Consider the following 23,574-nt stretch of genomic DNA (forward strand, 5'->3'; position numbering starts at 1 on the left):
AATCGAGCCGGCCGGTCACGGCGCCAGCGCGATCACGTCCAGCGCGTAGTGGGCGTTGCCGCCGGGCGCGCCGTTGGCATCCGCGATGCCCACGGCGATGCGGGCGGGCGGATCCTGCGGAAAGAACTCCATCCATGCCTGGTGGAAGGCCTTGCGCTTGTCCAGGTCGTGCAGATAGAGCGTGACCTTCACCACGTGCCTGAGCGTCGCGCCGGACGCCGCCAGCACCGCCTGGACGTTGCGCAGCGCCTGGCAGGCCTGTTCGTAGGGATCGTCGGGCATGCGGTCGGTGGCCGGGTCGCGGCCGCGTATGGCCGACAGGAACAGGAAGCCCCCGGCCCGCACGCCGGGCACCATGCCCGGCATGCGATCGGGCGCGTCCGGCGACTGCGGCATGCTCGCCCTATCCATGCAGGAACTCCCGGATGATGGCGGCGGCGCGGTCCGGCGCGTCGGTCTGCACCTGGTGGCCGGCCCCGGGCACCCATTCGATGCGCGCGTCGGGCAGCATCTCGGCCAGCGCGCGGCCGGTGGCGGGCACGGCGAAGGTATCTTCCTCGCCCCACAGGACCAGGGTGGGAATGCGGCGCGTCAGCGCGGGCAGCGCTTCCTGCCATTGGGTCTGCAGCTTGAGCACCGGGTCGTTGCGCACGAAGTCTATGCCCTGCGCCATGCGCTGGAAGGCCTCGAACGCGCCGGGCCGCGTGGCGGCGCGCTGGCGATCGTCGATGAGCGCGTCGGTGATGCGCGACTTGTCGATGATCAGGGCCTCCAGCAGGCGCTTCATGCCCGCGCGCGAACCGTCATAGCCCATCAGCGCATGCATGGCCTCGTTCGGCGCCTGCTTGATGCCCATGGAGCCGGCAATGGTGAGCGAAGACACGATGACGAGTTTTTCGACCCGGTCCGGATGCAGCATGGCGTAGTACACGCCCGACCACGCGCCCTGCGAATTGCCCAGCACCGAGAACTTGTCCAGGCACAGCGCGTCGACGAAATCGGCGGTATGGGCTGCGCGGCTGATCAGCCCGTAGGGCGTGGGCGCCTGGGTATCGGTCAATCCGAAGCCGCCGATGGAATCGGGCGCGACCACGCGAAAGTCCTTGCCCAGCAGCGGCAGCACGAGCCCCATGCCCGATGCGCCGGACGAACCCGCGCCGCCGCCGTGCAACGCCACCAGCGTGGGCCCCTGGTCGCCGGCTTCCGCGTAGTGCGTGCGCACGCCGTTGGCCAGTACCCAGCGTGAACGAATTGCCGTGTCATTCATGATCGATGTCTCCAGTCGAAGAGGTGGACCCCGCCGGTCGCGGGGTCCGCTTGCTCAGTTGCCGTGCCGCGGCAGCAGGCCGCGGTCATGGTAGGCCTGCACGTAGCGCAGTCCCAGGGTGCCGGCGAAATTGCGGATCAACAGCGGATGCACGCCCCACTCGTACAAGGTCGCGAGATCGCGTTCGCGCAGGGCGCGCCGTTCCTCGTCGTCCAGCGCATGGCCATCGAAGGCGTGCTCGGCACCGGCCTTGAGCGCTTCCTGCAGCGCCGGCTCCTTGTCGAAGCGGAACAGGTAGCGCTCCAGCGCGTGCCTGTCGCGGCGCGCCCCGGCGGCCTGCGCAGGCAGGGTTTCACCCGCCTGCCCCGGAGGCAGCAGCAGTTCGGTCACGCCTATCCCGGTCACCCAGGCCTGCACCGGCTCGTAGGCCGCCACGCGCGCGCCCGTGGCCCGGGCCGCGCCGGCGGCCAGCAGCCAGTTGCGGATCTCGGCCGCGCCGTTGCCGGCGCTGCGCACCACCTCGGCCGCGTTCCAGCCGGCGATCTCGTCGAACCGACCGGCGGCGAAGCCTTCCAGGAAGCGTCGGTCGAAGTCGCGGTTGATGTGTCCGGTCTCGGGCATGCCGACCCAGTGGCTCAGGCCGCCGGTGCCCAGCACCGCCACGCGCGGCGCCAGGTCCTGCACGCGCAGCGCGTCGCCCAGCGCGCGGCCGAAGGCCAGGCAGCGGTCCAGGCGCGGCAGCGGTTCGATGGTGCAGTTCACGTACACCGGCAGCACCGGCGCGTCCCAGCCGGCCAGCAGCAATTGCAGCGGACACGAGAAGCTGTGGTCCAGCGGCAGGCCGCGCGCGCCGGCCGCGTCGAAGCCGGCGGCCACCATGCCCGCGTGCACCGCTTCGCCCAGGCCCGCCACGCCGGTGTAGTCCCGCCTGGGTACGCCGAACTCCCCATGCCCCGGGAAGGCCGCGCCGGTACCGATGGCGAACACCGGCAGCGCTGCCTGGTCGAAGGTCAGGAAATGGTCGGTGGCGACGACCACGAGCACGTCCGGGCGCGCCTCCTTGAGCGAGGCGGACAGGGCCGAGAAGGCCTGGAACACCCGGTCGGCGCGCGCCAGGTCGTCCGGGTCGCCCTTGGGCGCGCGCATCATGGCGCCGGTGTGGGCCGTGGCGGCGGCCCAGACGATCTCGCCCATCAGCTATCCCCGGCGTCCAGATGACGATGCAGGAAGCCCACGAAGCGCTCGTAGGTCAGCGCGGCGGCCTCGGGCGAATAGCGCTCCAGCGTGCTGTCCATGTACGCATGGCGCGCGCCGGGATAGACATGGAAATCGATGGGCGCGGGCGCCCGCGCTTCCAGCGCTTCCTTCAACGCCAGGGTCTGGTCCATGGGAATGGCTTCGTCGGCCTCGCCGAAGTGCAATTGCATGGGCGCCTGGATGCGCGGCGCCAGGGCGATGCGCGAACGATCCCGGCCGTCGGGCGAATAGGCGGCCGGCACCACCGGCAGCGCGTACAGCACCACCGAGCAGGCCAGGTCGCGCGTGCCGGCCGCCCAGGCCAGCACCGTGCCGCCGCCCAGGCAGTAGCCCAGGGCGCCGACGCACCCCACCCGGGGCTGCGCGCGCAGCCACTCCAGCGCCGCCTGGCAATCGGGCACCACGACCTCGTCGCGCGCGGCGATGAAAGCCTTGCTGCGCCGCTCCTCGGCGGTGGTGTAGTCCTGCGGCGGGCGGCCGCCGATACGGCTGTACGGATCCACGGTCAGGACGATGAAGCCCTCGGCCGCCAGGCGCCGCGTTTCCTCCTGGCGATGCTCGGTCACCCCCAGGTTCTCGGGCGCGCAGACCACCGCGCCCAGCACGTCGTCGCCGTCGGGCTCGGCCAGGTAGCCCCGCACCTCGTCGGCGCCGCTGGGAAAGGCCACCCAGCGGCCATGGCTGGTTCGCTTGTTCATGGATGCCTCCTTCAGGCCGCGACCTGGATGTCGAACAGGGATGCCTCGCCCTTGCGGCGCACCTCGACGTCGAGCAGCGTGGCGCAATGCGGGCAGGCGTGCTGGACGACCTCGAGGTCGTGGTGGATGCGCACGCGCGGGCCCAGGTCCTCGGGGGTGGCGAGGTGGTGGCGCGCGTAGTCCTTCCAGTTCTCCGCCGCCGGCGCGATGGCCGTGTCGCAACTGTTGCAGACCAGGTAGGGCGTGCCGGACGCGCGCACGATGCGCGCCACGTCGCCGACGATGGCCACCGGCTCGGCCTGCTCCGTGCGCGGTGCGGCGGCCAACGCCTTGCCGGCCGGCCACGCCAGCCTGCGCTGGCGGATCGCCGCGCGCGCGGCGGCGGTGGCGGCTTCGTCCAGGGCGCCGCCCTTCGTCACCACGCCGAAGATGCGTTCGGCCACCTGGGCCGAGAAGGCCCCGGCCGCGACATCGGCGGCCACGCTGCCGGCCGGCCGCCCCAGCGGATCGCCCCAGCCGCCGCCGGCGGTGGGATTGCACTCGTACACGTCATCCTTGCCGAACTCGAACTCGGGCGGCTTGGCGTTGAACTCGACCTCCTCGCCCTGCAGCCCGTCCATGCGGTCGGGGAACACGCCGTCGGCCAGCAACTGGCGGATGTTGCTGTGGCGCAGGAAGCGGCGATGATTGCAGCCGCTGGGATAGCCGCCGAACAGGCCACGCGAGGTGGGCGACTGGTAGCCGTGGCAGGCCACCAGCGATTCGACCTCGTCCACGCCGTGCAGCACGAAGGCCGCCCCGGCGGCCTGGCCGCCCACGTTGCGGCCGGCCCCCGAGCTGTCGGTGATGATGCGGCGGTACATGTACAGCACCGGCAGCTTCAGCTCGGTGGTCTCGACGTTGGGCGCGCGGCCGGCGGTGATGTTGCGCTGGCCCGAGACGCTCACGCCATCGCGGTGCGCATAGGCGCCGCCGCCCGACAGCATCACTTCCAGGATGGGCGCGGTGGCCGGTTCGCCGTACTGGTTGCGGCCGTGGATGTGGAACAGGTCCGGTCCGCTGGCCGGCGACGACTGCGCCTCGGCCAGGTAGTCCGGATGCGTGGCCATCAGCTTGGAGATGACCTCGGTGGTGGTGACCTCGACCAGCCACATCGCGCCCAGCGGCCCCTGGCTGCACGGCGCGGGGAACTTGCACGAGACGATGGAACCTTCGGTGGACAGCACCTCCAGCGGCCGCAGGAGGCCCTCGTTCCACGGCAGGTCGTAGGCGATGACCGGCAGGATGCCGGCGTAGACCCCGGCCAGGAGGCCCGTGCGCGTCGCGTTGACGAAGCCCGGCGCCTGCGGGTCGGACCCGGTGTAGTCGAACACGATGCGGTCGCCCTGCTTGCGCAGTTCGACGTGGATCTTGTAGATCCTGTTGTCGAAACCGTCGTGGTCCAGGAAGGCCTGGGCGCGGAACACGCCGTCGGGCAGCTCCTTCAGGCGCTTGCGCATCTTGGTCTCGGACAGGCTCATCATGCCGTCCATGACCGTCAGCACCGTGTCCACGCCGTACTTGGCGATGGTGTCGAGCAGGCTCTTCACGCCGATGTTGTTGGCCGCCATCAGCCCCTTCAGGTCCAGGCTGATGTTGGTGGGCAGGCGCGACATGCCGGTGATGAAATTCAACACGTCGCTGCGCAGCTCGCCGCGGTCGATGATCTTGACCGGCGGGATCAGCATGCCTTCCTGGCGGATGTCCTTGGCCATGGAGGCGAAGCTGCCCGGCACCATGCCGCCCACGTCCAGCTGGTGGGCGCAGGCGCCGGTCCAGCCGATGCGCTTGCCGTCGACGAAGATGGGCGCCAGCACGCCCACGTCCGGGCAGTGCAGCGCGCCCTTGTGCGGGTGGTTGACGATGAACATGTCGCCCGGATTGATGCCGACGGTGTCCTCGCAATCCTCGATCACGTGCTTGACCATCAGCGACAGCGAGGCCGCGTGGAAGGTCACCGTCTTGCCCATGGTGACCACTTCGCCGAAGGCGCGGTAGAGGCCGGTGTTGAAATCGGTCGCCTCGTTCACCAGCGCCGATCCCGACACCGAGGCCAGCGTGGCCGCCTGTTCGTCGGTGATCGACAGCAGCCGGTGGCGGATCACCTCGAAGGTGATCGGGTCGACCTCCTTGGCCGTGTATTCGTAGACCTGATGCATGCTCGTCTCGATAGCGTTATTGGTTGCGCGCGATGGAAATCACGAAGTTGCCGTAGGGCTCCATTTCGACCGACTGGTCCGGGCCGACGACGATGGTGGTGTCGGGCCGCTCGATGATGCAGGGGCCCGCGATGGCATGGCCGGGGCCCACGTCCTCGCTGCGGTAGATGTCGGCGCGGATGAAGCCGTGGCCGTAGAAATAGACCTGCCGGTCGGACACCGGCCGGTTCGAACGGCCGGCGCCGTCGACCTGGCGCGCTGCCGGCTTGATGACCGGGGACGTGCCCTCGACCCGCACCACGGTGAACTCCACGCCCGAGCTGCGCAGCGCGGTGTTCTTGCCGTAGATGCGCTCGTACTGCGCCTCGAAGGCATCCACCAGCGCATCCACGTCGGCGGCCTGGAGCTGGCCGGCCGGCACCTCGACGCCGATCTCGTGTACCTGCTGGCGGAAACGCATGCCGATGTAGCGGTGGATAGTGACGTCGTCGCCCAGCGCCTCGCGCGCGCGGGCCTCGATCTGGCCGAAGCCCTCGTTCAGGGCCGCGATGTCGATGTGCTCGGATGCCCGCTTGAAACGCGCCGGCGCGTGCTGGCCCACCGCCAGCGAGAACGAGCGGTGGCGGTCGCCCGTGACCGTGCCGTAGGCCGAATGCGCCGGCCCGGTGTTGGGTACGACCACCTTGCCGATGCCGGCCACCTCGGCGTACTGGTGCGCATGCGTGGCGCCCGCGCCGCCGTAGGCCATCAGCACGAAGTCGCGCGGATCGTAGCCCGCGCGCAGCGTGACCCGGCGCAGCAGGTCCGCCATCTGGTTGTTGGCGACCTCGCGGATGCCCGCGGCGGCCTCTTCCACGCTCATGCCCAGCGGCTCGGCCACGTACTTGCGCACGGCCTGGCGCGCGGCCTCGACGTCCAGCGCCATGCGACCGCCCAGGAAGTAGCGCGGATCGATGATGCCCAGCACCACGTCGGCGTCGGTGATGGTCGGCTCGACCCCGCCGCGGCCGTAGCACGCCGGCCCCGGCGTGGAGCCCGCGCTTTCCGGGCCCACCGTCAGGTGGCCGTCGCGCACGCGGGCGATCGAGCCCCCGCCCGCACCGATGGCCGTGACCTTGATCGACGGCAGCGCCACGTGGAATCGGCCCACTTCGCGCACCGTTTCCAGCAACGGCTGGCCATCCACGATCAGGCCCACGTCGAAGCTGGTGCCGCCCATGTCGGCCGTCAGCACGTTGCGATAGCCCAGCAGGTCGCCCAGCTTCTGCGAGGCCAGCACGCCGCCGGCCGGGCCCGAGGTCAGCAGGTTGGCCGCCTGGAACGCCGCCTCGGCCGCGGGCAGCACGCCGCCACCCGACTCCATGATGGAGATCGGTCCCTGGAAGCCGAAGCGCCGGATCGCCCCTTCCAGCCCGTTGATGTAGCGATGGATGACCGGGCCGAGGTAGGCGTTGATCGACGTGGTCGACGTGCGCTCGTATTCGCCGATGATGGGCACCAGCAGCGAGGACGTCGTCACGAACAGCCCCGGCGCCTCTTCTTCCACCAGTTCGGCCAGGCGCCGCTCGTGCGCCGGATTGCGGAACGACCACAGCAGGCTGATGGCGATGGCCTCGACGCCCGCGTCGCGCAGCTCGCGTATGGCCTGGCGCGCCGCCGCCTCGTCCAGCGGCACGATGACCTCGCCCTTGTAGTCCACGCGCTCGACCACGCCCTTGATCAGGTCCTGCGGCACGATGGGCTCGGGCACGCGGCGCTTGGAAAAGTGCGAGATCTCGTGCGTGGGCATGCCGATCCAGCCGCCCATGGCGCGCTGGATGCGCAGCGTGTCCTCGAAGCCGCGGGTGGTCAGCAGCCCCGTCTTCGCGCCCTTGCGTTCGATGAACGCGTTGGTCGCGGCGGTGGTGCCGTGCGAGAAGTATTTCAGTTCGGCCACCAGCCGATCGGCCGGGATGCCCAGTTCCTCGGCCGCCAGTTTCATGGCGTCCAGCACGCCGCGCGTGCGGTCGTCGGGCGTCGTCAGCGCCTTGAAGATGCGCACGTCGCCGTCGTCGGACAGAAGAACGAGGTCGGTGAACGTCCCTCCGATATCCGTACCTATGTAAGACACGAGTCTTTCCTCCAGATGCCGCCCCAGCGGGCGATCGTTCCCCGGCACACGGCCGCCGCGCGGCCGCGTCCGAATCTGGCGCTATTAGAACCCGAAAAACATTCTATGTATAGAACTATAGAATGTTAAAAGACTAGGTAATTACCCTTTTAGGGCGGCAAGCTGGCGCCGCTCGACGCCCTCGCCGGCTCAGCCTTTCTTCAGCAGCGACTTCAGCCGGTCCAGCCTTTCCTTGGCGCTGAGCCCGGGCGTGGCATCGGCCACTTCGTCGGTCTCGAGCCCCATTTCCTTGATGAAGCGCGAAGGTTCGCGCGCGATGTCCTCGCGGCCGCGCTTGCGCTTCTTGCACCAGGTGACGGTCAGCGTGCGGCGCGCGCGCGTGATGCCGACATACATCAGCCGGCGCTCTTCCTGCACCCGCGCTTCCAGCGATTCGGCCGCCTTGGCGGGGTCGCCTTCCTCGTCGTCCTTGCCCAGGTGGGGCAGCAGCCCTTCCTCGGTGCCGACCAGGAACACATGTGGATACTCCAGGCCCTTGGAAGCATGCAGCGTGGACATGCGCACCAGGTCGGGGTCCTCGTCGTCGCTTTTCTCGAGCATGGTGATGAGCGCGATGTGCTGGACCAGGTCCATCAGGCTCATCTTGTCTTCCTCGGCCTTGCGCTTGAGCCAGCCCAGGAGGTCCAGCACCGTCTGCCAGCGGTTCTGTGCGCCGCGCTCGTCGAAGTGGTCGTACAGGTAACGCTCGTACTGGATGGCGCGCACCAGGTCGTCCAGGATCTCGGAGGCCGTCTCGCCCGACGGGGCGGCATCGCCCTTGGCGGCGCCGGCGCGCCACTGCATGCGGTTGATGAACTCGCAGAACTCGCGCAGCGGGCCGAGCTGGCGCGGTTGCAGGCGCTGCTCCAGGCCGGTCTCGAACACGGCGGCGAACAGCGGGATCTCGCGTTCGCCCGCGTAGGTGCCCAGCACTTCCAGGGTCGACTGGCCCACGCCGCGCTTGGGCGTGGTGATGGCGCGGATGAAGGCCGGATCGTCCTCGTCGTTGGCGATCAGGCGCAGGTAGGCCATGATGTCGCGCACCTCGGCCTTGTCGAAGAAGCTCTGCCCGCCCGAGACCATGTACGGGATCTTCAGGTTGCGCAGGGCCTGCTCGAATATGCGCGCCTGGTGGTTGCTGCGGTAGAGGATGGCGAAGTCGCGCCAGTCGGCCTTCAGCTCGAAACGCGCGGCGGAGATGCGCATGGCCACGGATTCGGCCTCGGCCTCTTCATCGTCCATGGGAATGACGCCGATCGGATCGCCCACGCCCAGGTCCGACCACAGCTTCTTGTCGAACAGCTTGGGGTTGTGCCCGATGACGTTGTTGGCCGCCGCCAGGATGCGCTGCATGGAACGGTAGTTCTGCTCGAGCTTGATGACGCGCAGGTTGGGATAGTCGGTGGTGAGCTTGGCCAGGTTCTCGATGGTCGCGCCCCGCCACGCATAAATGGCCTGGTCGTCGTCGCCCACCGCGGTCAGCATCGCGCGCGGTCCGGTCAGCAACTGCACCAGCCGGTACTGGCAGGCGTTGGTGTCCTGGTACTCGTCCACCAGCAGGTAGCGGATGCGCGACTGCCAGCGCTCGCGCGCCTCGGCGTCGGATTCCAGCAGCCGGGCCGGCAGGCGGATCAGGTCGTCGAAATCGACGGACTGGTAGGAACGCAGGGTGGCGTTGTAGCTGCGGTAGACGCGCGCGGCATCGCGCTCGCTCTCGGTGGTGGCCAGGCGCTCGGCCTGGTCGGGCTCGACCAGCGCGTTCTTCCAGAGCGAGATGGCGGTCTGCACGGCACGGATCAGGCCCTTGTCGGTGGTGGCGACCAGTTCCTGCACGATGCCCATGGCGTCGTCCGCCGCCAGGATGGAGAACTGCGGCTTGAGCCCCACCTGCTTGGCTTCCTCGCGCAGCATCTTCACGCCCAGCGAGTGGAAGGTACTGATGGTCAGGCCCTTGATGGCATTGGGCGGCGCGACCGACCCGACCCGCTCGGCCATCTCGCGCGCGGCCTTGTTGGTGAAGGTGAGCGCGGCCACGTTGCGCGCCGAATAGCCGCAGTCGCGCAGCAGGTAGGCGATCTTCTGCGTGATGACGCGGGTCTTGCCGCTGCCGGCCCCGGCCAGCACCAGGCAGGGGCCGTCCAGGTAGCGGACGGCCTCGCGCTGCGCCGGGTTCATGCCGGCGTCGAGCGGGGGCAGCGCGGCCGATGCGCGTCCGTCGGGCTTGTTCAGCCGCGAGTCGGCGCGGTCCATGGCACGGGTCGCGGCGGAAGAGGAAGAGGCAGTCATACGCTAGCTTGGAAATCGATGGCGCGCGGCGGACGGCCGCGCGGACGGTACTCGGGGGCGGACATGGACGGCGGCCAGGGATCGCGCATCAGATCTCCAGCGGATCGACCTCGAGGTGCCAGCGCACCCGGGCGGCCGCCGCCAGGCCGGGCAGCACGCCGGCCCACGCGCGCAGGAAACCCTGCAATGCGGGACGGCTGTCGCTTTCCACCAGCAACTGGGCGCGTTCGACATTGGCCACGCGAACCACGCGCAGCGGTACAGGATCATAGAGCGTAATGCGCGACATATCCGCGGCCTGGGACGAATCGGTCCCATCGCCCCCCTCCGTCCAGGCCCGGGCCTGCGCCAGGAAGGCCTGGGCTTGCGCCAGTTCGCGCGCCTCGGCGGTCAGCAGGGCCTGGTAGGCGAAGGGCGGCAATCCCGCCGATTCCCGTTCGCGCAGCGCGTAGCGCGCGAAGCCCGCGTAATCGTGGCGCACCAGGGCCTGGTACAGCGGCTGCTCGGGATAGCCGGTCTGGATGTAGACCTCGGCGGGCGTGCCGGCGCGGCCGGCGCGGCCCGCCACCTGCATCAGTTGCGCGAACAGGCGCTCGGGCGCGCGGAAGTCGTGCGAGAACAGCATGGCGTCGGCATTGAGCACGCCGACGAAGCCCAGGTTCTGGAAGTCGTGCCCCTTGGCCACCATCTGCGTGCCGACCAGAATGTCGATGTCGCCCGCATGCATGCGGGCGAACAGCTCCTGGGCGCTGCCCTTGCGGCGCGTGCTGTCGGCGTCGATGCGCGCGATGCGCGCGCCGGGGAACAGCTCGCCCAGGTGTTCCTCCAGCCGCTGCGTGCCGCGGCCCATGGGCTGCAGGTCCTGGTTGCCGCAATCCGGGCAGGCCATCGGCACCCGCTGCTGCCAGCCGCAATGATGGCAGCGCAGCTCGTGGCGTCCCGGACCGCCCGGCACGCGCGGCGGCTGGCGGTGCAGCACCATGTAGGCCGAACAGCGCGGGCAGCCGCTGACCCAGCCGCATGCGTCGCAATGCAGGACGGGCGCATAGCCGCGCCGGTTCAGGAAGATCAGCGATTGCTCGCCTTTCTCCAGCCGCTGCGCCACGGCTTGCAGCAACGGCGGCGCCAGGCCCTGCTGGAGTTTCACGTTGCGGGTGTCGAGCAGCCGGATGCGCGGCGGTTCGGCCGCCAGGGCCCGCTGCGGCAGGGACAGCAGCAGGTAGCGGCCCGTCTGGGCGTGGTGCCAGGTCTCCAGCGATGGCGTGGCCGACCCCAGGATCACCGGCACGCCGCGGTCGCGGGCGCGCCAGATCGCCAGGTCGCGGGCGGAATAGCGCAGCCCTTCCTGCTGCTTGTAGGAAGGGTCGTGTTCTTCGTCGACCACGATCAGGCCCAGATCGGGCAATGGCGTGAACAGCGACAGCCGCGTTCCCAGCAGCACGCGGGCCTGTCCCCGCACCGCCCGCAGCCAGGCCTCCAGCCGCTCGCCGTCGGCCAGCCCGCTGTGCAGCACGGCCACCCCGCCCGGCCCGGCGATGGCCTCCAGGCGCCGGCGGAAGACCTGTTCCAGCTGCGGCGTCAGGTTGATCTCGGGCACCAGCAGCATCACCTGCCTGCCTTCGCGCAGGACGCGTTCGGCCACGCGCAGGTAGACCTCGGTCTTGCCACTGCCGGTCACGCCATGCAGCAGGACGGGCTTGAAGCCCGACAGGCCCGACAAGGCGTCCACCGCCTCCTGTTGAGCGGCGTTCAGGGCAGGCGGGGAAACCGGCGGCGCGCTGGGCGTTGCTTCCGGGCTGTCAGTCGTAGAAACGCTAAGGTCGGAAGTAAGCGCCCGCTCTTCATCCTCTGCCTGGCTCTTCTTGCGCCGCGTCCGCTTGGGCTTGGCCGCCCGCGCAGCCTTGGCGTCCAGCCGCGCCACCGGCCCGCCACCGGCCCGCAGCCCCTGGTAGGCCGCCGGCTTGCGCAGCGGCCCGGGCAGCGCGGGCAACATGACCTCGCCTAGCGGCCGCTGGTAATAGTCGGCCGCAAAAGCCGCCAACTTCAGCCAATCTTCGGGAAATGGCGGCAGATCGTCCAGCATCTGCACCACGTCCTTGACCTGCTCGACCGCAATCGCCGGCGCCGCGGGGATCTCGATCACGATACCTACCATCTCGCGGCGGCCGAAGGAAACGATCACGCGCTGCCCCACGCGCGCACCGGCCGGCGCTCGGTAGTCGAACAGCCCCGCCAGCGGCACGTCCAGCGCCACGCGTACCCAGGTCGTCCCTTCCTGCCCGCATGACGGCGAGACCAGAGATAGAGGGACGGACGGGGATGTGGACAACTGGTGAACTCCGCTTGAAGACTGCGGCATCCTGGCCGCGGGAACTTAAAGTAAAACCTCTGAATCTTTGCTAACCCCGCCGCTCGACAGGGAATTTTTAATCGGGCCGGAAGCTGTGGATAACTTTGGGGACAACCGGCGCACAATTAAGGTAATAGGACGTAGACGGAAAGTGCTTGCTTTGGGATCTAATGATACAGATCCACAAAAATCCATAAAAATCAAATGCTTACAGCCTACAACCGTGGCCCCGTCGAGCTTGCAAGATACGTTCCCGACAAAAGCCCGAATGTGCATAAGTTGAATCCGGGCTCTGGGCAATACGGGTTAGCACTGCCATTCGCCCCGCTCGGGGACTCGTCCACAAGGAGCGTCTAGGCGCCGGCGCGCTGCCTGCGGCTGTGCTGATGAACGGCCTCCACCAGCACGTCGACCGCCTCGGGCGGCGTGAACTGCGAGATGCCATGTCCCAGGTTGAAGACATGGCCCGGTCCCGGGCCGTAGCTGTCCAGCGTGCGCGCCACTTCGGCCCGGATGCGGTCCGGTCCGCCGAACAAGGTCATCGGGTCCAGGTTCCCCTGCAAGGCGACGCGATCCCCTACCGCGGCCCGCGCCTTGCCCAGGTTGACGGTCCAGTCCAGGCCGACCGCATCGCAGCCGGACGCGGCGATCTCTTCCAGCCACAGCCCTCCGCCCTTGGTGAACACGATGGCCGGCACCTGCCGGCCTTCATGCTGGCGGACCAGCCCGGCCAGGACCTGCCTGGTATAGGCCAGCGAGAACTCCTGGAACAGCCCGTCGGCCAGTACGCCCCCCCAGCTGTCGAAGATCATGACCGCCTGCGCGCCCGCCTCGATCTGGGCGTTCAGATAAACCGCGACCGCCTGGGCGTTCACCGCCAGGATCCGATGCATGAGGTCGGGCCGGCTGTACATCATGGTCTTGACCGTGCGGTAATCGCTGGACCCGGCGCCTTCCACCATGTAACAGGCCAGGGTCCACGGACTGCCGGAAAAGCCGATCAACGGCACGCGGCCGTGCAAATCCCGCCGGATCTGCCTGACGGCGGCGAACACATAATCCAGCTCGGCCATGTCGGGTACGGCCAGGTTGGCCACGTCGGCCTCGGTGCGCAGCGGACGCGCGAAGCGCGGTCCCTCGCCCGCGGCGAAGTCCAGGCCCAGTCCCATGGCGTCGGGCACGGTCAGGATGTCGGAAAACAGGATGGCCGCGTCCAGCGGAAAGCGCGCCAGCGGCTGGAGCGTGACTTCGGTCGCGTAGTCGGGGTTCTTGGCCAGCCCCAGGAAGGAACCGGCGCGCGCCCGGGTGGCGTTGTACTCGGGCAGGTAGCGGCCGGCCTGCCGCATCAGCCAGACCGGCGTGTATTCGGTTTCCTGGCGCGCGAGAGCCCGCAAAAAGACGTCATTCTGGAGTTTGGGCTCGGACACGGCAGACCTCGGCAAAGAGAAGCCTGGGATTTTACCTGGGTGGCGCTCGGGGCCTAGGCGAACTTCATCAGCAGCAGCCCCGCCACCAGCAGCCCCATGCCGGCCCAGCCGGCGGGCCGGATGTGCTGGCCGAACAGGGCCCGCCCGGCCAGCGCGGTCGCCAGGATGCCCAGCGCCCCCCAGGCGGCGTAGGCCACCGACAGCTCGATGCCCTGCACCGCCACGTACAGGCAGGCGAAGGCGCCGAAGACCAGGGCGATGGACAGCGCCCCGTACCGCTTGCGGGTGAAGCCCCGCGACAGTTTCAGGAAGATGTTGGCCGCCACTTCCAGGGCAGCCGCGATCAGCAGCATGGCCCCGTGGAACCAGGTGAAGGAATCCAGCATGACGCCCCCTTACCGCGAGGCGGCAAGCGCGGGGACGGTGTCCTCGTCCGGGGCGGGCGTCATGCCACGCTTGATCAGAAGGATGCCGCCCAGCACGGCGACAATGCCGGCCGCCTTGGCGGGGCCGATGCTTTCACCGAACCAGGCCAGGCTGACCAGCGTGATCGCCACCAGCCCCACGCCTTCCCAGACCGCGTAGGCCAGGCCCACCGGCACACGTGTCACGGCCAGCGACAACGCGTAGTACGACGCGCCCAGCAGGACGAACATCGCCGCCAGGCCGCCCAGGTGTCCGTGGACGCTGCTCCATTTCATGAAGCTGGTGCCCGCCACCTCGGCAGCGATGGCGATGGCAAGAAAAAACCAATGTCGCATGATGCGCTCCTCGTTTTCATGGTTGTTGCGGAATTGTTACCTTGCGAGCAACAATATTCCGGCCATGATGACGAAGGGCAACAGCACCTTGGCGGCAGCCACCAGAACCTCGGCCGGGCGGAACGCGAACGCGGGGTCCGGCATCGCCGGCGGGATCGGGTGATGGATTCGGGTGGTAATGGGCGTATTCATGATGCGCTTCCTTTGAGTGACGAGCGCGAGCAGCCATGCGGCTGGCGCGGCAGTCGTGGTAATGGCGAGGTCGGGGTGCGGCCGCCGGAGGCAACGATGGAGTGCGCGGCGGCGCGGGCGTCCGGACGACGCTAACGATCCGGTGCGGGCAGGACCGAGGAAGCGCGGAAGACACGGGCAGGATGACTGCGGGATGCCGGCCGCACGCCATGCGCGGCGTGGGCGGGAATTCCGGAATATCCTGCGGCGAACGTGGCAGGGCGCCTTGCGATCGGTCCGCGAAACAGCGGGCAGAACATGGGGTCGCTCCCTATGAAAAAGGATACTTATTGCGTATTCCAGTATAGGGCGTCATTGCTTCGATGCCTTGACCATATTGTTATCTATACTTGAACAATGGACCGCCTGACTCCCATACGCGCCTTCCTGGCCGTGGCCGACACCGGCAGCTTCACCGGCGCCGCGCGCAAGCTCGGCGTCTCGCGCTCGGCCATCACCGGCCACATCCAGGAACTCGAACGGCACCTGGGCACCCAATTGCTCAATCGCACCACGCGGCGCGTCTGGCTGACCCGCGAAGGCCGGCGCTACGCCGAGCGGGCGGGCATGCTGCTGGAAGGGCTGGCCGAGCTGGATGCGGAAATCCAGACGCGCAGCGGCCGCGCCGAAGGCCACCTGCACGTGGAAATGGCCGAATCGGTGGCCAACGCGCGCGTCATCCCGCGCCTGCCGGAATTCGTCCAGGCCTATCCGGACATCTCGCTGCGCATCTCGCTCAACGAAGGCGTGGTCGACCCCACCGTCTCGGGCGCCGACATCGGCCTGCGCGTGGGCCCGCTGCGCGATTCGCCGCTGCGCTTCAAGCTGCTGGGCCGGGGCAACTACATCATGGCGGCCAGCCCCGCCTACCTGAAGCTCTATCACGCGCCGCGGCATCCGGATGAACTTCGCCGGCACCGGCTGATCGAGTTCTGGGATCCGGACACCGGCCGCCCCTACGACTGGCAACTGGTCAAGGGCAAGCAGACCGTCAGCGTGGCCGCCGAGGGCCGCCTGATCGTGGACAACACGCGCGCGGGCCTGACCTGCGCGCTGGCGGGGCTGGGCATCTACGAAGACCTGGACTTCCTGCTGGCGCAATCGCTGGCGGAGAAGCGCCTGGTGCAGGTACTGCCCGACTGGAAGCGCCCGGGGCCGCCCATCGCGGTGCTGTACACGGCGCGTCGCCCGGTGCCGCCGCACATCAAGGCCTTTGTGGATTTCCTGGTATCGGTGTTCGGGTCGGGGCGCGGCTGAAACGCACCCGCGCCGCGGATCATTCCGGCACCAGGCCGATCTTCTGGGCCACCGCCTGCCACTGGACGAGATCGCTGCGCACCGTGGCGCCGAACTCCGCCGGCCCTTCGGGCAGGATCTCGAAACCGGAGGCCACCAGGCCCGGGCGCACGCCCGGCTTGTCCAACGCGCGCCGGATCGAGGCCGCCAGTTTGTCGATCACGGCCGGCGGCGTGCCGGCGGTGGTCATGACCCCGCCCCAGATGGTGGCCGAGTAGGTGGGGAAGCCCGATTCCTGAACGGTTGGCACGTCCTTGAGCAGGGACAGGCGGCGGCCTTCGGCCGTGGCGATGACGCGCACCCGGCCGCTCTGGATGAACGGCAGCGCCGAGATGATGGACGCGAACATGACCTGCACCTGGCCCGCGATGAGATCCGTCAGCGCCTGGCTGGCGCCCTTGTAGGGCACGTGGACCATCCGGATGCCCGAGACCTGCTTGAACAGTTCGGCCGCCATGTGGTGGGGCGTGCCGCTGCCCGGGGAGGCGTAGTTGAGGCGGTCGGGATGCTCGCCCGCATAGGCCACGAGCTCGCGCATGTTCTTCACCGGCAAGGCGTTGTTGACCACGATGACAATGGGCTGGTTGGCGATGCGCATGACAGGGGCCAGATCGCGGGCCACGTCGAAGGGGATGTTGCGCAGCACGAAGGGATTGATGGTCAGCGTGTTGGTGGCCAGCAGCAGCGTGTAGCCATCCGGCGCGGCCCGGGCCACGAGGTCGGCGCCGATGTTGCCGCCGGCCCCCGGCTTGTTGTCGACGATGATCGGCTGGCCCAGGATGTCCGCCAGCGGCTGCGCGATGTCGCGCGCCAGCACATCGTTGCCCCCGCCCGCCGTGAACGGCACGATGAAGCGCATTTGTCGGGTGGGATACGCGTTGCCCTGGGCGCGGGCACCGCCCGGCATCCCCCATGCCATCGCGGGCAGCGCGGCCAGGAGGGCACGCCTGTTGTGGTTCATAGCTGTCTCCTCTCGGACGGGACGTTCGTTTTATAGTCCCAATATACGAAATATACTGACACTAAAATCAAATTTTTCCTATTTATTTTTTCGTATTCTGGGATTTTTACGAAACAAGAGACGAAAAACGCCGCCACCCTGGATGCGGGCGGGCCCGCCCGAGAGGTCAGTCCGCCCCGGTCCGGGGGTCCGCGATCTGGCGTATGCCGGCTTTCAGGGATTGCAGCAGGCCGTCCTTGTCCAGCACCTCGTACCGCTCGGTGCGGAACACCATGACGAGGCCGGCGGGCATGTTCAGGGGATCCTGTTCGATGGGGGCCGCCACGCCCACGTTGCCCTGGTCGAGTTCGCTGAAGGACACCGCGTGGCCCGCCCGCTTGACGGCGGCCAGCAAGGCCCGAAACGCTTCCCACGACTCGCCCAGGCCGGCCTGGGCGATGGCCTGCGCGTGTGCGCCATAGAGTCGCTTCTGGCGGGCCGGCGGCAGGCAGGCCAGCAACACCTTGGAGCCCGCGCCTCGGAACAGCGGCATCTCCCGGCCCCGGCCGTAACTCATGACGAGTTCCTGGTCGCCGCTTTCGCGGTGCGTGACCACGACCTGGTCCTCGTAGAAGACCGTCAGCAGCACGTCGCACTCGTACCGCTTGCGCAGGGCCTGCATGACCGGCAGGCTGGCCATCAGGATCGGGTCCCTTTGCCGGATGCAGTAGTCGAGCTGGATGATGCGCGGCCCCAGCGCGTACCCGCCCGCCGCGCGCGTCAGGAAACCCGCGTCGCACAGTTCCTTGACGTAGCGATACGCGGTGCCGCGGCTGTAGCCCAGGGTCGACATGATCTCCTCGGCGGTCAGGACGGCATGTTCCGACGAGAAGGCGTCGAAGACGGCGAGCATACGTTTGAGACTGGACATGTCCGCGGATCCGGGGCGGTGGGGGATTGCGGAATGCTACCGCATGCCATCGGCGGCCAGCTGATGATGGCCGGGCAGCACCTGCACCGGCGCGCGCTGCCCCTGGGCCGCCGCGGCCAGGCGCAGGTCCAGCGCCAGCGCGCGCTTGTCGGCGGGCAGCCACTGGCGCTCGTGTCCCCACAGGCTGGCCCCGTGCGTGAGTTCGCACGGTTGCCAGTCCGGATCCACGCTGCGCCCGCCCCAGCCGTATTCGATCATCAGCGGAGACGGCGTGCGGACGTAGAACGAAGTCATGAAGTCGTTGATGTGCCGGCCGAGCGTCACCGCCACGCGGTCCTGCTCGCACGAGGCGATGTCGTAGCCCTGCCCCACGTCGTCCAGTGAACACAGCTCCACCATCAGGTGGTGGATGCCGTCGGTGTCGGCCTCGATCAGCGCCAGGCTGTGATGACGTGAATTCAGGTGGAAGAAGTAGGCCTTGAAGGGCTCGCGCATGTAGTCGCTCAGGCGGAATCCCAGCAGGTCGCGATAAAACGGCACCAATGCGTCGACATGGCGCGCGTTCAACACCACGTGCCCCAGGCCCAGGGGGCCGGTGCGAAAACCCGATATCGCGCGGCCCGGGCGGAACGGTTCACCGCCCCGGGCGGCGCCATGGAAGACCTCCAGCCGATTGCCCGCGGGGTCGGACAGGGACAGCAGCCCCGTAACCTCCCTGCGCCGCGCCAGCGCTTCCGGTGCACGGACGAACGGCACCCGCGCGTGCTCCAGCCGGGCGCCCAACGCGTCCAGCGCCCCGGCATTGGCGACTTCCCAGCCGAAGAAATGCGGCTGGGCGGCGTCCGCGTCGAGCAGCAGGCGCTGGCGCCAGTCGTCCATGCGCAGCGCCAGGGTGTGTCGGCTCCTGTCGCCGATCTGCATGCCCAGCAGCCGTTGAGCGAAATCTTCCCACTCCGCCAGCCGGGAAGTGCCCAGGCCCACGTATCCCAAAGATTGCAGCATTGCGCCGCTCCGTATCTTTAAAATCCCATAATACGTGAAAAACAAATCAATAAATCGGAAATTTTTTGCTCAGATTAACATCTGTACTGTATATTGAGAAAAAATACGAAACCAGGAGCAACCGATGGAGACACCTTCCGCCCCGGACGCGCGGCCGCCTGAAGTCGGCAGCAGCCTGCCGACCTGCGGCTTCAAGACCAACTATCACGACGCCGGCAACGGGCCTGGCGTCCTGCTGATACACGGATCGGGCCCCGGCGTGACGGCCTGGGCCAACTGGCGCCTGACCATCCCCGTCCTGGCCCGGCAGGCGCGCGTCGTCGCCCCCGACATGGTCGGCTTCGGCTATACGGAATCGCCGCCCGGGGTCCGCTACCACTGGTCCACCTGGGTGGACCAGCTCACCGCGCTGCTGGACGCGCTGCAGCTGGAACGGGTCTCGGTGGTGGGCAACTCGTTCGGCGGCGCACTGGCGCTCAAGCTGGCCGCCCGGCATCCCGGCCGCGTCGACCGCCTGGTGCTGATGGGACCGGTGGGCCTGCGGTTTCCCATCACCGACGGACTGGAGAAGGTGTGGGGGTATCAACCCTCGCCCGCCGCGATGCGCGAACTGCTGGACGTCTTCGTCCACGATCCGTCCTTCATCGACGACGAGCTGGCGGCCATGCGCTACCGGGCCAGCATCCGCGACGACGTGCAGGCCCGGTTCGGCAGCATGTTCCCGCCTCCCCGGCAGCGGATCCTGGACGACATGGCCACGGACGAGGCCGTCCTGCGCACCATCCCGCACGAGACGCTCATCGTCCACGGGCGCGGCGACAAGGTGATCCCGATCGAGGCCTCGCGCCGACTGGCCCAGGCCATGCCGCGCGCGCGCCTGGCCGAGATCGACCGCTGCGGCCACTGGGTGCAGATCGAACAGCCGGCGGCGTTCACCGCGCTGGTCGGGGAATTCCTGGCGCCACGCTGAAAGGAGACACCATGCGCAAACAGGATCTGCTGGGCCGCTGGACCCTCAGACAATGGACGCAGGCCTATGACGACGGCCGCGTGACCCACCCCATGGGGCAGGCGCCCCGGGGCTTCATCCAATATGACGACGACCGCATGTTCTGCATGATCGAGCGGGCGGACCGCCGGGCTTTCGCCACCGGCGGGCAGTGGAACGCCAGCGCCGAGGAAAAGGCGCGGGCCTACGAGAGCTTCATGAGTTATGCCGGCACCTACGAACTGGCCGGGGACGAAGTCCGGCAGCACGTCGACATGAGCCTGTTCCCGAACTGGGAGGGCGGCGTGCAGCGCCGCAAGGCGGCGATCGTCGACGGCCTGCTGCACCTGTCCGCGCGGCTGGAGGACGGCACGCCCGAGGCCCGCACCGCCAGCCTGGTGTGGGAACGCGCCAGCCGCGCCATCACTTCCTGAGGGATGCTTCATGAAAGACATTGCCAGCCTGATCCGCGACGCCTCGGTCCACAGCAGCCTGTACGCCGACCCGGCCATCTTCGACCGAGAGATGGAGACCATCTTCGGCCAGGGATGGGTCTATGTCGGCCACGCCTCCGAGATTCCGCGGCGGGGCGACTATGTACGGCGCACCATGGGACTCGAACCCGTGCTGTTGATCCGCGGCGCCGACGGCATCCACGTCGTGGCCAACCGCTGCGCCCATCGCGGCAACCTGCTCTGCCAGCCCGAGCGCGGCAACCGCCGCACGCTGGCCTGCCAGTACCACGGCTGGATCTTCTCGCCCGACGGCGCGCTGCTCGACATGCCGCTGTCCAGTATCGAGCCGGACGAATCGCTGCACCTGAAGCGCGCGCGCGTCGACAGCTACAACGGCTTCGTCTTCGCGACCTTCAACCCTTCGCCCATCCCCCTGCTGGAGCATCTCGGCCACGCCGCGCGCGCGCTGGACCGGCAGGTGAACCTGTCGCCCGAAGGCGAGATCGAACTGCGCGGCCCGTGGATCAAGCACCTGTTCCGCGCCAACTGGAAGATGCTGTCCGAAAACGAGGCCGACGGCTATCACGTGGGCTTCGTGCACGACTCCTTCACCAAAAGCGTGGGTACCCCCGGCAAGTACGGCAACATCCTGTCCGGCGAAGAGGACCGCATCACGGCGGTGGTCCGCTACCTGGGCAACGGCCACACCGAGCTCGACTACGGCCCGACCTACGACCGGCCCATGACCTGGCTGGGCGTGGACGAGACGCGCTATCCGGACTACACGCGCGACATGGTCGGCCGGCACGGCGAATCGGCCGCGCGGGAAATCATGCGGGCCGGGCCGCCCCACACCTTCATCTTCCCCAACCTGTTCCTGGCCGAAACCTGTCTGGTCATGATCCAGCCCCTGGGCGTGGGCGAGACCGTCAACTGGCACACCCCGCTCTACCTGAAGGGCGCGCCCGAGGAACTGAACCGACGCATCATGCGCCAGGGCGAAGTCGCGTTGGGGCCGTCATCGTTCCTGACGGCCGACGACGCCATCATCGCGGAACGCCAGTGGCGCGCGCTGAAAGGTTCGCCGGCCTGGCTGGACCTGAGCCGCGGCCAGTCCCGCGAAACGACAACCGACGGCGGCGTAGTGGTGTCCCACTACACCGACGAGACTCCCAACCGGGGCTTCTGGCGATGCTACCGGGACACCATGGCGCAAACCGCCCAGCCCACGCTCTAGAAGGACATGCCATGCAGACCCCCTTGTTGCCGATCGACGAACACCGGATGCTGGAGCGCTTCGTCCACGAGGAAGCCCGGTTAGCGGACGAATCGCGCTTCGACGAATGGGAGGCGCTCTGGGACGAGAACGTCCGCTACTGGGTGCCCGTCGTCATCGACGGCGAGGAGCCGGATCCGGACCGCGACGTCTCCATCATCAACGACAACCGCTCCCGGCTGGCGACCCGCCTGCGGCAACTGCGCACCGGCACCCGGCACAGCCAGGCGCCGCGCTCCATCCTGCGCAGGATGCTGTCCAACCTGACGGCCGACAAGGACGGGAACGGCGACTATCGCGTCGCGGCCAACTTCGCCATCTACGAGTACCAGGTGCAGTCAGTCAACCAGTTGAACGTCTGGCCGGGCCGAGTCGAATATGGTCTGCGGCAGGTCGACGGCCAGCTCAGGATGTTCCTGAAGAAGGTATCCCTGGTCCACGCTTCGGGCCCGCTGCCCAGCCTTTCCTTCCTGGTCTGACCATGGCCCGCGCTCCGCTCTCGGCCATCATCGGCCTGGGCTTCAGCCCCCTTTCGCGCGAACCCGTCGGTTCCGTGCGCGCCCTGGCCGCCGCAGCCGTGCGGGCCGCCATGGCCGACGCCGGCGTCGGCCCCGACCTGGTGGACGGTCTGCTGCTCAATCCCAGCGCCCTTGCCGATCCCGGGGTCCTTCCGCCCAAAGTGCAGGACGACATGGGTCTGCGCACGCTGGGAATGCTGACCACCATCGAAGCCAAGGGCTCATCCGTCCTCCAGATGGTGCAATACGCCACGGCCGCCATCCGCGCCGGCATGGCGTCGGTGGTCGCCTGCGTGTTCGCCGATGCGCCCATCGGCCCGGCGCGCGGCGGCGGCGCCTCCTTCAGCAACGAAGGCTCGCTGACCGGCATCGCGGGTTGGGACGCATCGTACGGCCTGTTCGGTCCGGTCGGGTCCTACGCGCTGGCCGCAAGCCGGTACATGGCCCTGCATGGCGCCGGCCCGGATCACCTGGGTGCCTACGTCCTGGCCTGCCGCCAGTGGGCTGCAGGCAATCCGCTCGCCTTCCAGCGCGCGCCGCTCACGCTGGCCCAATACCATGCCTCGCGCATGATCGTCGAACCCTTCCACGTGCTGGATTGCGCCTATCCAGTCAACGGCGCGGTGGCCGTGATCGTGGCCGGTGCCGATCGCGCCGCCAACACCGGCCAGCGGCCGGTGTACGTCCATGGCATGGGACAGGGCCATGCCAGCGCCGACACGCCGCAGGGGCCGCACGACCTGGTCACCGCCGGACGGCTTGCCGGTCGCAAGGCCTATGCGATGGCCGGGGTCGGGCCGAAGGACGTCTCGATGTGCCAGTTCTACGATGCGTTCTCATACTGCGCCCTGGCCGCGCTCGAAGACTACGGACTGTGCGGCCGGGGCGAAGCTGCCGGAATGGTGCAGGAAGGCGCGACCGCGCCCGGCGGCACGCTGCCGGTCAACACCGGCGGCGGCCAGCTGTCGAGCTACTACCTGCAAGGCATGACCCCGCTCAGCGAGGCCGTCATCCAGTGCCGCGGCGACGGCGGCGAGCGGCAGTGCGCGGCCAACGATATCGTTCTGGTCAACGGCTCGGGCGGCCGGCTGGAGTATCACGCCGCGCTGATACTGAGCCCTCATCGCTTGCTCGCCTAGGACCCGCCATGCTGCTTGCTTCCGATCACTTCGAACGCCGCTTCCTCGACTTCGTCGCCAAGCGCGAGCTGCGCGTACCGCGCCTGCGCGCCAGCGGCGAGATCCTGGGCTACGCATCGCACAGCTACGGGGCGAACCCGGACGACATCGAATGGATACCCGCCAGCGGCAAGGCGACGCTCCATGCCTATGCCGTCTACCGGCAGCAGTACCACCCGGACTTTCCGCCTCCCTACAACGTGGCGCAGGTCGCGCTCGTCGAAGGCCCACGCCTGGTCAGCCGGATCGTCGCGGACGACGGCATCGCCATCGCGATCGGCATGCCGCTGCGCGCGCGCTTCGACCCGGCCGGAAGCCTGGTGTTCGTCCCCGACTCTCTCCCAGCGGCATGACCGCCCCTTTTCC

The 23,574-nt window shown here is 68.5% G+C and carries 22 protein-coding genes; 7 read left to right on the forward strand and 15 right to left on the reverse strand.

The features are described from left to right. Nucleotides 1-15: 15 nt before the first annotated feature. The 12 genes from ABD104_RS19970 to ABD104_RS20025 all read right to left on the reverse strand — a co-directional run bounded on the left by ABD104_RS19970 (nucleotide 16) and on the right by ABD104_RS20025 (nucleotide 14,585). Nucleotides 16-411 (reverse strand): RidA family protein, encoded by a 396-nt coding sequence (locus ABD104_RS19970; RefSeq protein ID WP_279816889.1) that lies wholly within the window; start codon nucleotides 409-411, stop codon nucleotides 16-18. Next, a complete protein-coding gene (locus tag ABD104_RS19975) occupies nucleotides 404-1,267 on the reverse strand; it encodes an alpha/beta fold hydrolase (RefSeq protein WP_343928077.1) in 864 nt (287 codons plus the stop codon). Before ABD104_RS19975 ends, ABD104_RS19970 begins: the two co-directional genes overlap by 8 nt. A gap of 54 nt (nucleotides 1,268-1,321) precedes the next feature. Then, nucleotides 1,322-2,461, reverse strand: coding sequence for a DODA-type extradiol aromatic ring-opening family dioxygenase (locus tag ABD104_RS19980; RefSeq protein ID WP_343928078.1), 1,140 nt, complete (start codon nucleotides 2,459-2,461; stop codon nucleotides 1,322-1,324). Continuing rightward, nucleotides 2,461-3,222, reverse strand: coding sequence for a dienelactone hydrolase family protein (locus tag ABD104_RS19985; protein WP_279816895.1), 762 nt, complete (start codon nucleotides 3,220-3,222; stop codon nucleotides 2,461-2,463). Before ABD104_RS19985 ends, ABD104_RS19980 begins: the two co-directional genes overlap by 1 nt. A gap of 11 nt (nucleotides 3,223-3,233) precedes the next feature. Beyond that, on the reverse strand, nucleotides 3,234-5,420 hold the full coding sequence (locus ABD104_RS19990) for a hydantoinase B/oxoprolinase family protein (protein ID WP_343928079.1): 2,187 nt from the start codon (nucleotides 5,418-5,420) through the stop codon (nucleotides 3,234-3,236). 16 nt (nucleotides 5,421-5,436) lie between these two features. Continuing rightward, nucleotides 5,437-7,530 (reverse strand): hydantoinase/oxoprolinase family protein, encoded by a 2,094-nt coding sequence (locus ABD104_RS19995; RefSeq protein ID WP_343928080.1) that lies wholly within the window; start codon nucleotides 7,528-7,530, stop codon nucleotides 5,437-5,439. Between the two features lie 189 nt (nucleotides 7,531-7,719). Beyond that, nucleotides 7,720-9,744, reverse strand: a complete 2,025-nt coding sequence (locus ABD104_RS20000) for a UvrD-helicase domain-containing protein (RefSeq protein WP_132980258.1) — start codon at nucleotides 9,742-9,744, stop codon at nucleotides 7,720-7,722. 199 nt (nucleotides 9,745-9,943) lie between these two features. Then, nucleotides 9,944-12,154, reverse strand: a complete 2,211-nt coding sequence (locus tag ABD104_RS20005) for a primosomal protein N' (RefSeq protein ID WP_243724605.1) — start codon at nucleotides 12,152-12,154, stop codon at nucleotides 9,944-9,946. Between the two features lie 404 nt (nucleotides 12,155-12,558). Next, nucleotides 12,559-13,632: a uroporphyrinogen decarboxylase gene (gene hemE / locus ABD104_RS20010; RefSeq protein ID WP_087840320.1), complete on the reverse strand. Its 1,074-nt coding sequence runs from the start codon at nucleotides 13,630-13,632 to the stop codon at nucleotides 12,559-12,561. Nucleotides 13,633-13,685: 53 nt separating this feature from the next. Next, nucleotides 13,686-14,018 (reverse strand): multidrug/spermidine efflux SMR transporter subunit MdtI, encoded by a 333-nt coding sequence (gene mdtI, locus ABD104_RS20015; protein ID WP_087840321.1) that lies wholly within the window; start codon nucleotides 14,016-14,018, stop codon nucleotides 13,686-13,688. 9 nt (nucleotides 14,019-14,027) lie between these two features. Then, entirely contained in the window at nucleotides 14,028-14,393 is a 366-nt protein-coding gene (locus ABD104_RS20020; RefSeq protein WP_343928081.1) for an SMR family transporter, read from the reverse strand. 36 nt (nucleotides 14,394-14,429) lie between these two features. Next, on the reverse strand, nucleotides 14,430-14,585 hold the full coding sequence (locus ABD104_RS20025) for a hypothetical protein (RefSeq protein ID WP_165963236.1): 156 nt from the start codon (nucleotides 14,583-14,585) through the stop codon (nucleotides 14,430-14,432). Between the two features lie 396 nt (nucleotides 14,586-14,981). On the opposite strand from ABD104_RS20025, the gene ABD104_RS20030 reads away from it, so the two are divergent. Beyond that, a complete protein-coding gene (locus tag ABD104_RS20030) occupies nucleotides 14,982-15,881 on the forward strand; it encodes a LysR family transcriptional regulator (RefSeq protein WP_279816910.1) in 900 nt (299 codons plus the stop codon). 19 nt (nucleotides 15,882-15,900) lie between these two features. Here the strand turns inward: ABD104_RS20030 and ABD104_RS20035 are convergent, their stop codons facing one another. From ABD104_RS20035 to ABD104_RS20045, 3 genes are all read right to left on the reverse strand, one after another. Next, nucleotides 15,901-16,881 (reverse strand): Bug family tripartite tricarboxylate transporter substrate binding protein, encoded by a 981-nt coding sequence (locus ABD104_RS20035; RefSeq protein WP_087840325.1) that lies wholly within the window; start codon nucleotides 16,879-16,881, stop codon nucleotides 15,901-15,903. A gap of 166 nt (nucleotides 16,882-17,047) precedes the next feature. Next, nucleotides 17,048-17,791, reverse strand: a complete 744-nt coding sequence (locus ABD104_RS20040; protein ID WP_087840327.1) for an IclR family transcriptional regulator — start codon at nucleotides 17,789-17,791, stop codon at nucleotides 17,048-17,050. A 36-nt stretch (nucleotides 17,792-17,827) separates the two neighbouring features. Beyond that, complete coding sequence (locus ABD104_RS20045) at nucleotides 17,828-18,793, reverse strand: VOC family protein (RefSeq protein ID WP_087840328.1); 966 nt, start codon at nucleotides 18,791-18,793, stop codon at nucleotides 17,828-17,830. A 124-nt stretch (nucleotides 18,794-18,917) separates the two neighbouring features. On the opposite strand from ABD104_RS20045, the gene ABD104_RS20050 reads away from it, so the two are divergent. The 6 genes from ABD104_RS20050 to ABD104_RS20075 are packed head-to-tail and all read left to right on the forward strand — an operon-like array spanning nucleotide 18,918 to nucleotide 23,561. Next, nucleotides 18,918-19,763 carry an alpha/beta fold hydrolase gene (locus tag ABD104_RS20050; RefSeq protein ID WP_087840330.1) on the forward strand — a complete coding sequence of 282 codons (846 nt, stop codon included), beginning with the start codon at nucleotides 18,918-18,920 and terminating at the stop codon, nucleotides 19,761-19,763. Nucleotides 19,764-19,774: 11 nt separating this feature from the next. Beyond that, on the forward strand, nucleotides 19,775-20,215 hold the full coding sequence (locus tag ABD104_RS20055) for a lipocalin-like domain-containing protein (protein WP_087840331.1): 441 nt from the start codon (nucleotides 19,775-19,777) through the stop codon (nucleotides 20,213-20,215). Between the two features lie 10 nt (nucleotides 20,216-20,225). Then, nucleotides 20,226-21,473: an aromatic ring-hydroxylating oxygenase subunit alpha gene (locus ABD104_RS20060; RefSeq protein ID WP_087840332.1), complete on the forward strand. Its 1,248-nt coding sequence runs from the start codon at nucleotides 20,226-20,228 to the stop codon at nucleotides 21,471-21,473. An 11-nt stretch (nucleotides 21,474-21,484) separates the two neighbouring features. After that, a complete protein-coding gene (locus tag ABD104_RS20065; RefSeq protein WP_087840334.1) occupies nucleotides 21,485-21,991 on the forward strand; it encodes an aromatic-ring-hydroxylating dioxygenase subunit beta in 507 nt (168 codons plus the stop codon). A 2-nt stretch (nucleotides 21,992-21,993) separates the two neighbouring features. Further along, entirely contained in the window at nucleotides 21,994-23,169 is a 1,176-nt protein-coding gene (locus ABD104_RS20070; protein WP_279816916.1) for a thiolase C-terminal domain-containing protein, read from the forward strand. A gap of 8 nt (nucleotides 23,170-23,177) precedes the next feature. Continuing rightward, nucleotides 23,178-23,561, forward strand: coding sequence for a Zn-ribbon domain-containing OB-fold protein (locus tag ABD104_RS20075; RefSeq protein ID WP_279816919.1), 384 nt, complete (start codon nucleotides 23,178-23,180; stop codon nucleotides 23,559-23,561). The last annotated feature ends 13 nt before the right edge of the window (nucleotides 23,562-23,574 follow it).

Origin of the sequence: Pigmentiphaga daeguensis (assembly GCF_039523035.1) — a bacterium.
GTDB classification, from domain to species: Bacteria; Pseudomonadota; Gammaproteobacteria; order Burkholderiales; family Burkholderiaceae_B; genus Pigmentiphaga; species Pigmentiphaga daeguensis.

Bases quoted from the DNA above. Each gene is read 5' to 3' on its own strand.
- ABD104_RS20035 (WP_087840325.1), bottom strand. From the start codon at position 16,881: ATGAACCACAACAGGCGTGCCCTCCTGGCCGCGCTGCCCGCGATGGCA.
- ABD104_RS20060 (WP_087840332.1), top strand. From the start codon at position 20,226: ATGAAAGACATTGCCAGCCTGATCCGCGACGCCTCGGTCCACAGCAGC.
- ABD104_RS19980 (WP_343928078.1), bottom strand. From the start codon at position 2,461: ATGGGCGAGATCGTCTGGGCCGCCGCCACGGCCCACACCGGCGCCATG.
- mdtI (WP_087840321.1), bottom strand. From the start codon at position 14,018: ATGCTGGATTCCTTCACCTGGTTCCACGGGGCCATGCTGCTGATCGCG.
- ABD104_RS19970 (WP_279816889.1), bottom strand. From the start codon at position 411: ATGGATAGGGCGAGCATGCCGCAGTCGCCGGACGCGCCCGATCGCATG.
- ABD104_RS20045 (WP_087840328.1), bottom strand. From the start codon at position 18,793: ATGCTGCAATCTTTGGGATACGTGGGCCTGGGCACTTCCCGGCTGGCG.
- ABD104_RS20055 (WP_087840331.1), top strand. From the start codon at position 19,775: ATGCGCAAACAGGATCTGCTGGGCCGCTGGACCCTCAGACAATGGACG.
- ABD104_RS20040 (WP_087840327.1), bottom strand. From the start codon at position 17,791: ATGTCCAGTCTCAAACGTATGCTCGCCGTCTTCGACGCCTTCTCGTCG.
- ABD104_RS20020 (WP_343928081.1), bottom strand. From the start codon at position 14,393: ATGCGACATTGGTTTTTTCTTGCCATCGCCATCGCTGCCGAGGTGGCG.
- ABD104_RS19990 (WP_343928079.1), bottom strand. From the start codon at position 5,420: ATGCATCAGGTCTACGAATACACGGCCAAGGAGGTCGACCCGATCACC.
- ABD104_RS20065 (WP_087840334.1), top strand. From the start codon at position 21,485: ATGCAGACCCCCTTGTTGCCGATCGACGAACACCGGATGCTGGAGCGC.
- ABD104_RS19985 (WP_279816895.1), bottom strand. From the start codon at position 3,222: ATGAACAAGCGAACCAGCCATGGCCGCTGGGTGGCCTTTCCCAGCGGC.
- ABD104_RS19975 (WP_343928077.1), bottom strand. From the start codon at position 1,267: ATGAATGACACGGCAATTCGTTCACGCTGGGTACTGGCCAACGGCGTG.
- ABD104_RS20050 (WP_087840330.1), top strand. From the start codon at position 18,918: ATGGAGACACCTTCCGCCCCGGACGCGCGGCCGCCTGAAGTCGGCAGC.
- ABD104_RS20030 (WP_279816910.1), top strand. From the start codon at position 14,982: ATGGACCGCCTGACTCCCATACGCGCCTTCCTGGCCGTGGCCGACACC.
- ABD104_RS20025 (WP_165963236.1), bottom strand. From the start codon at position 14,585: ATGAATACGCCCATTACCACCCGAATCCATCACCCGATCCCGCCGGCG.
- ABD104_RS20000 (WP_132980258.1), bottom strand. From the start codon at position 9,744: ATGAACCCGGCGCAGCGCGAGGCCGTCCGCTACCTGGACGGCCCCTGC.
- ABD104_RS20070 (WP_279816916.1), top strand. From the start codon at position 21,994: ATGGCCCGCGCTCCGCTCTCGGCCATCATCGGCCTGGGCTTCAGCCCC.
- ABD104_RS20075 (WP_279816919.1), top strand. From the start codon at position 23,178: ATGCTGCTTGCTTCCGATCACTTCGAACGCCGCTTCCTCGACTTCGTC.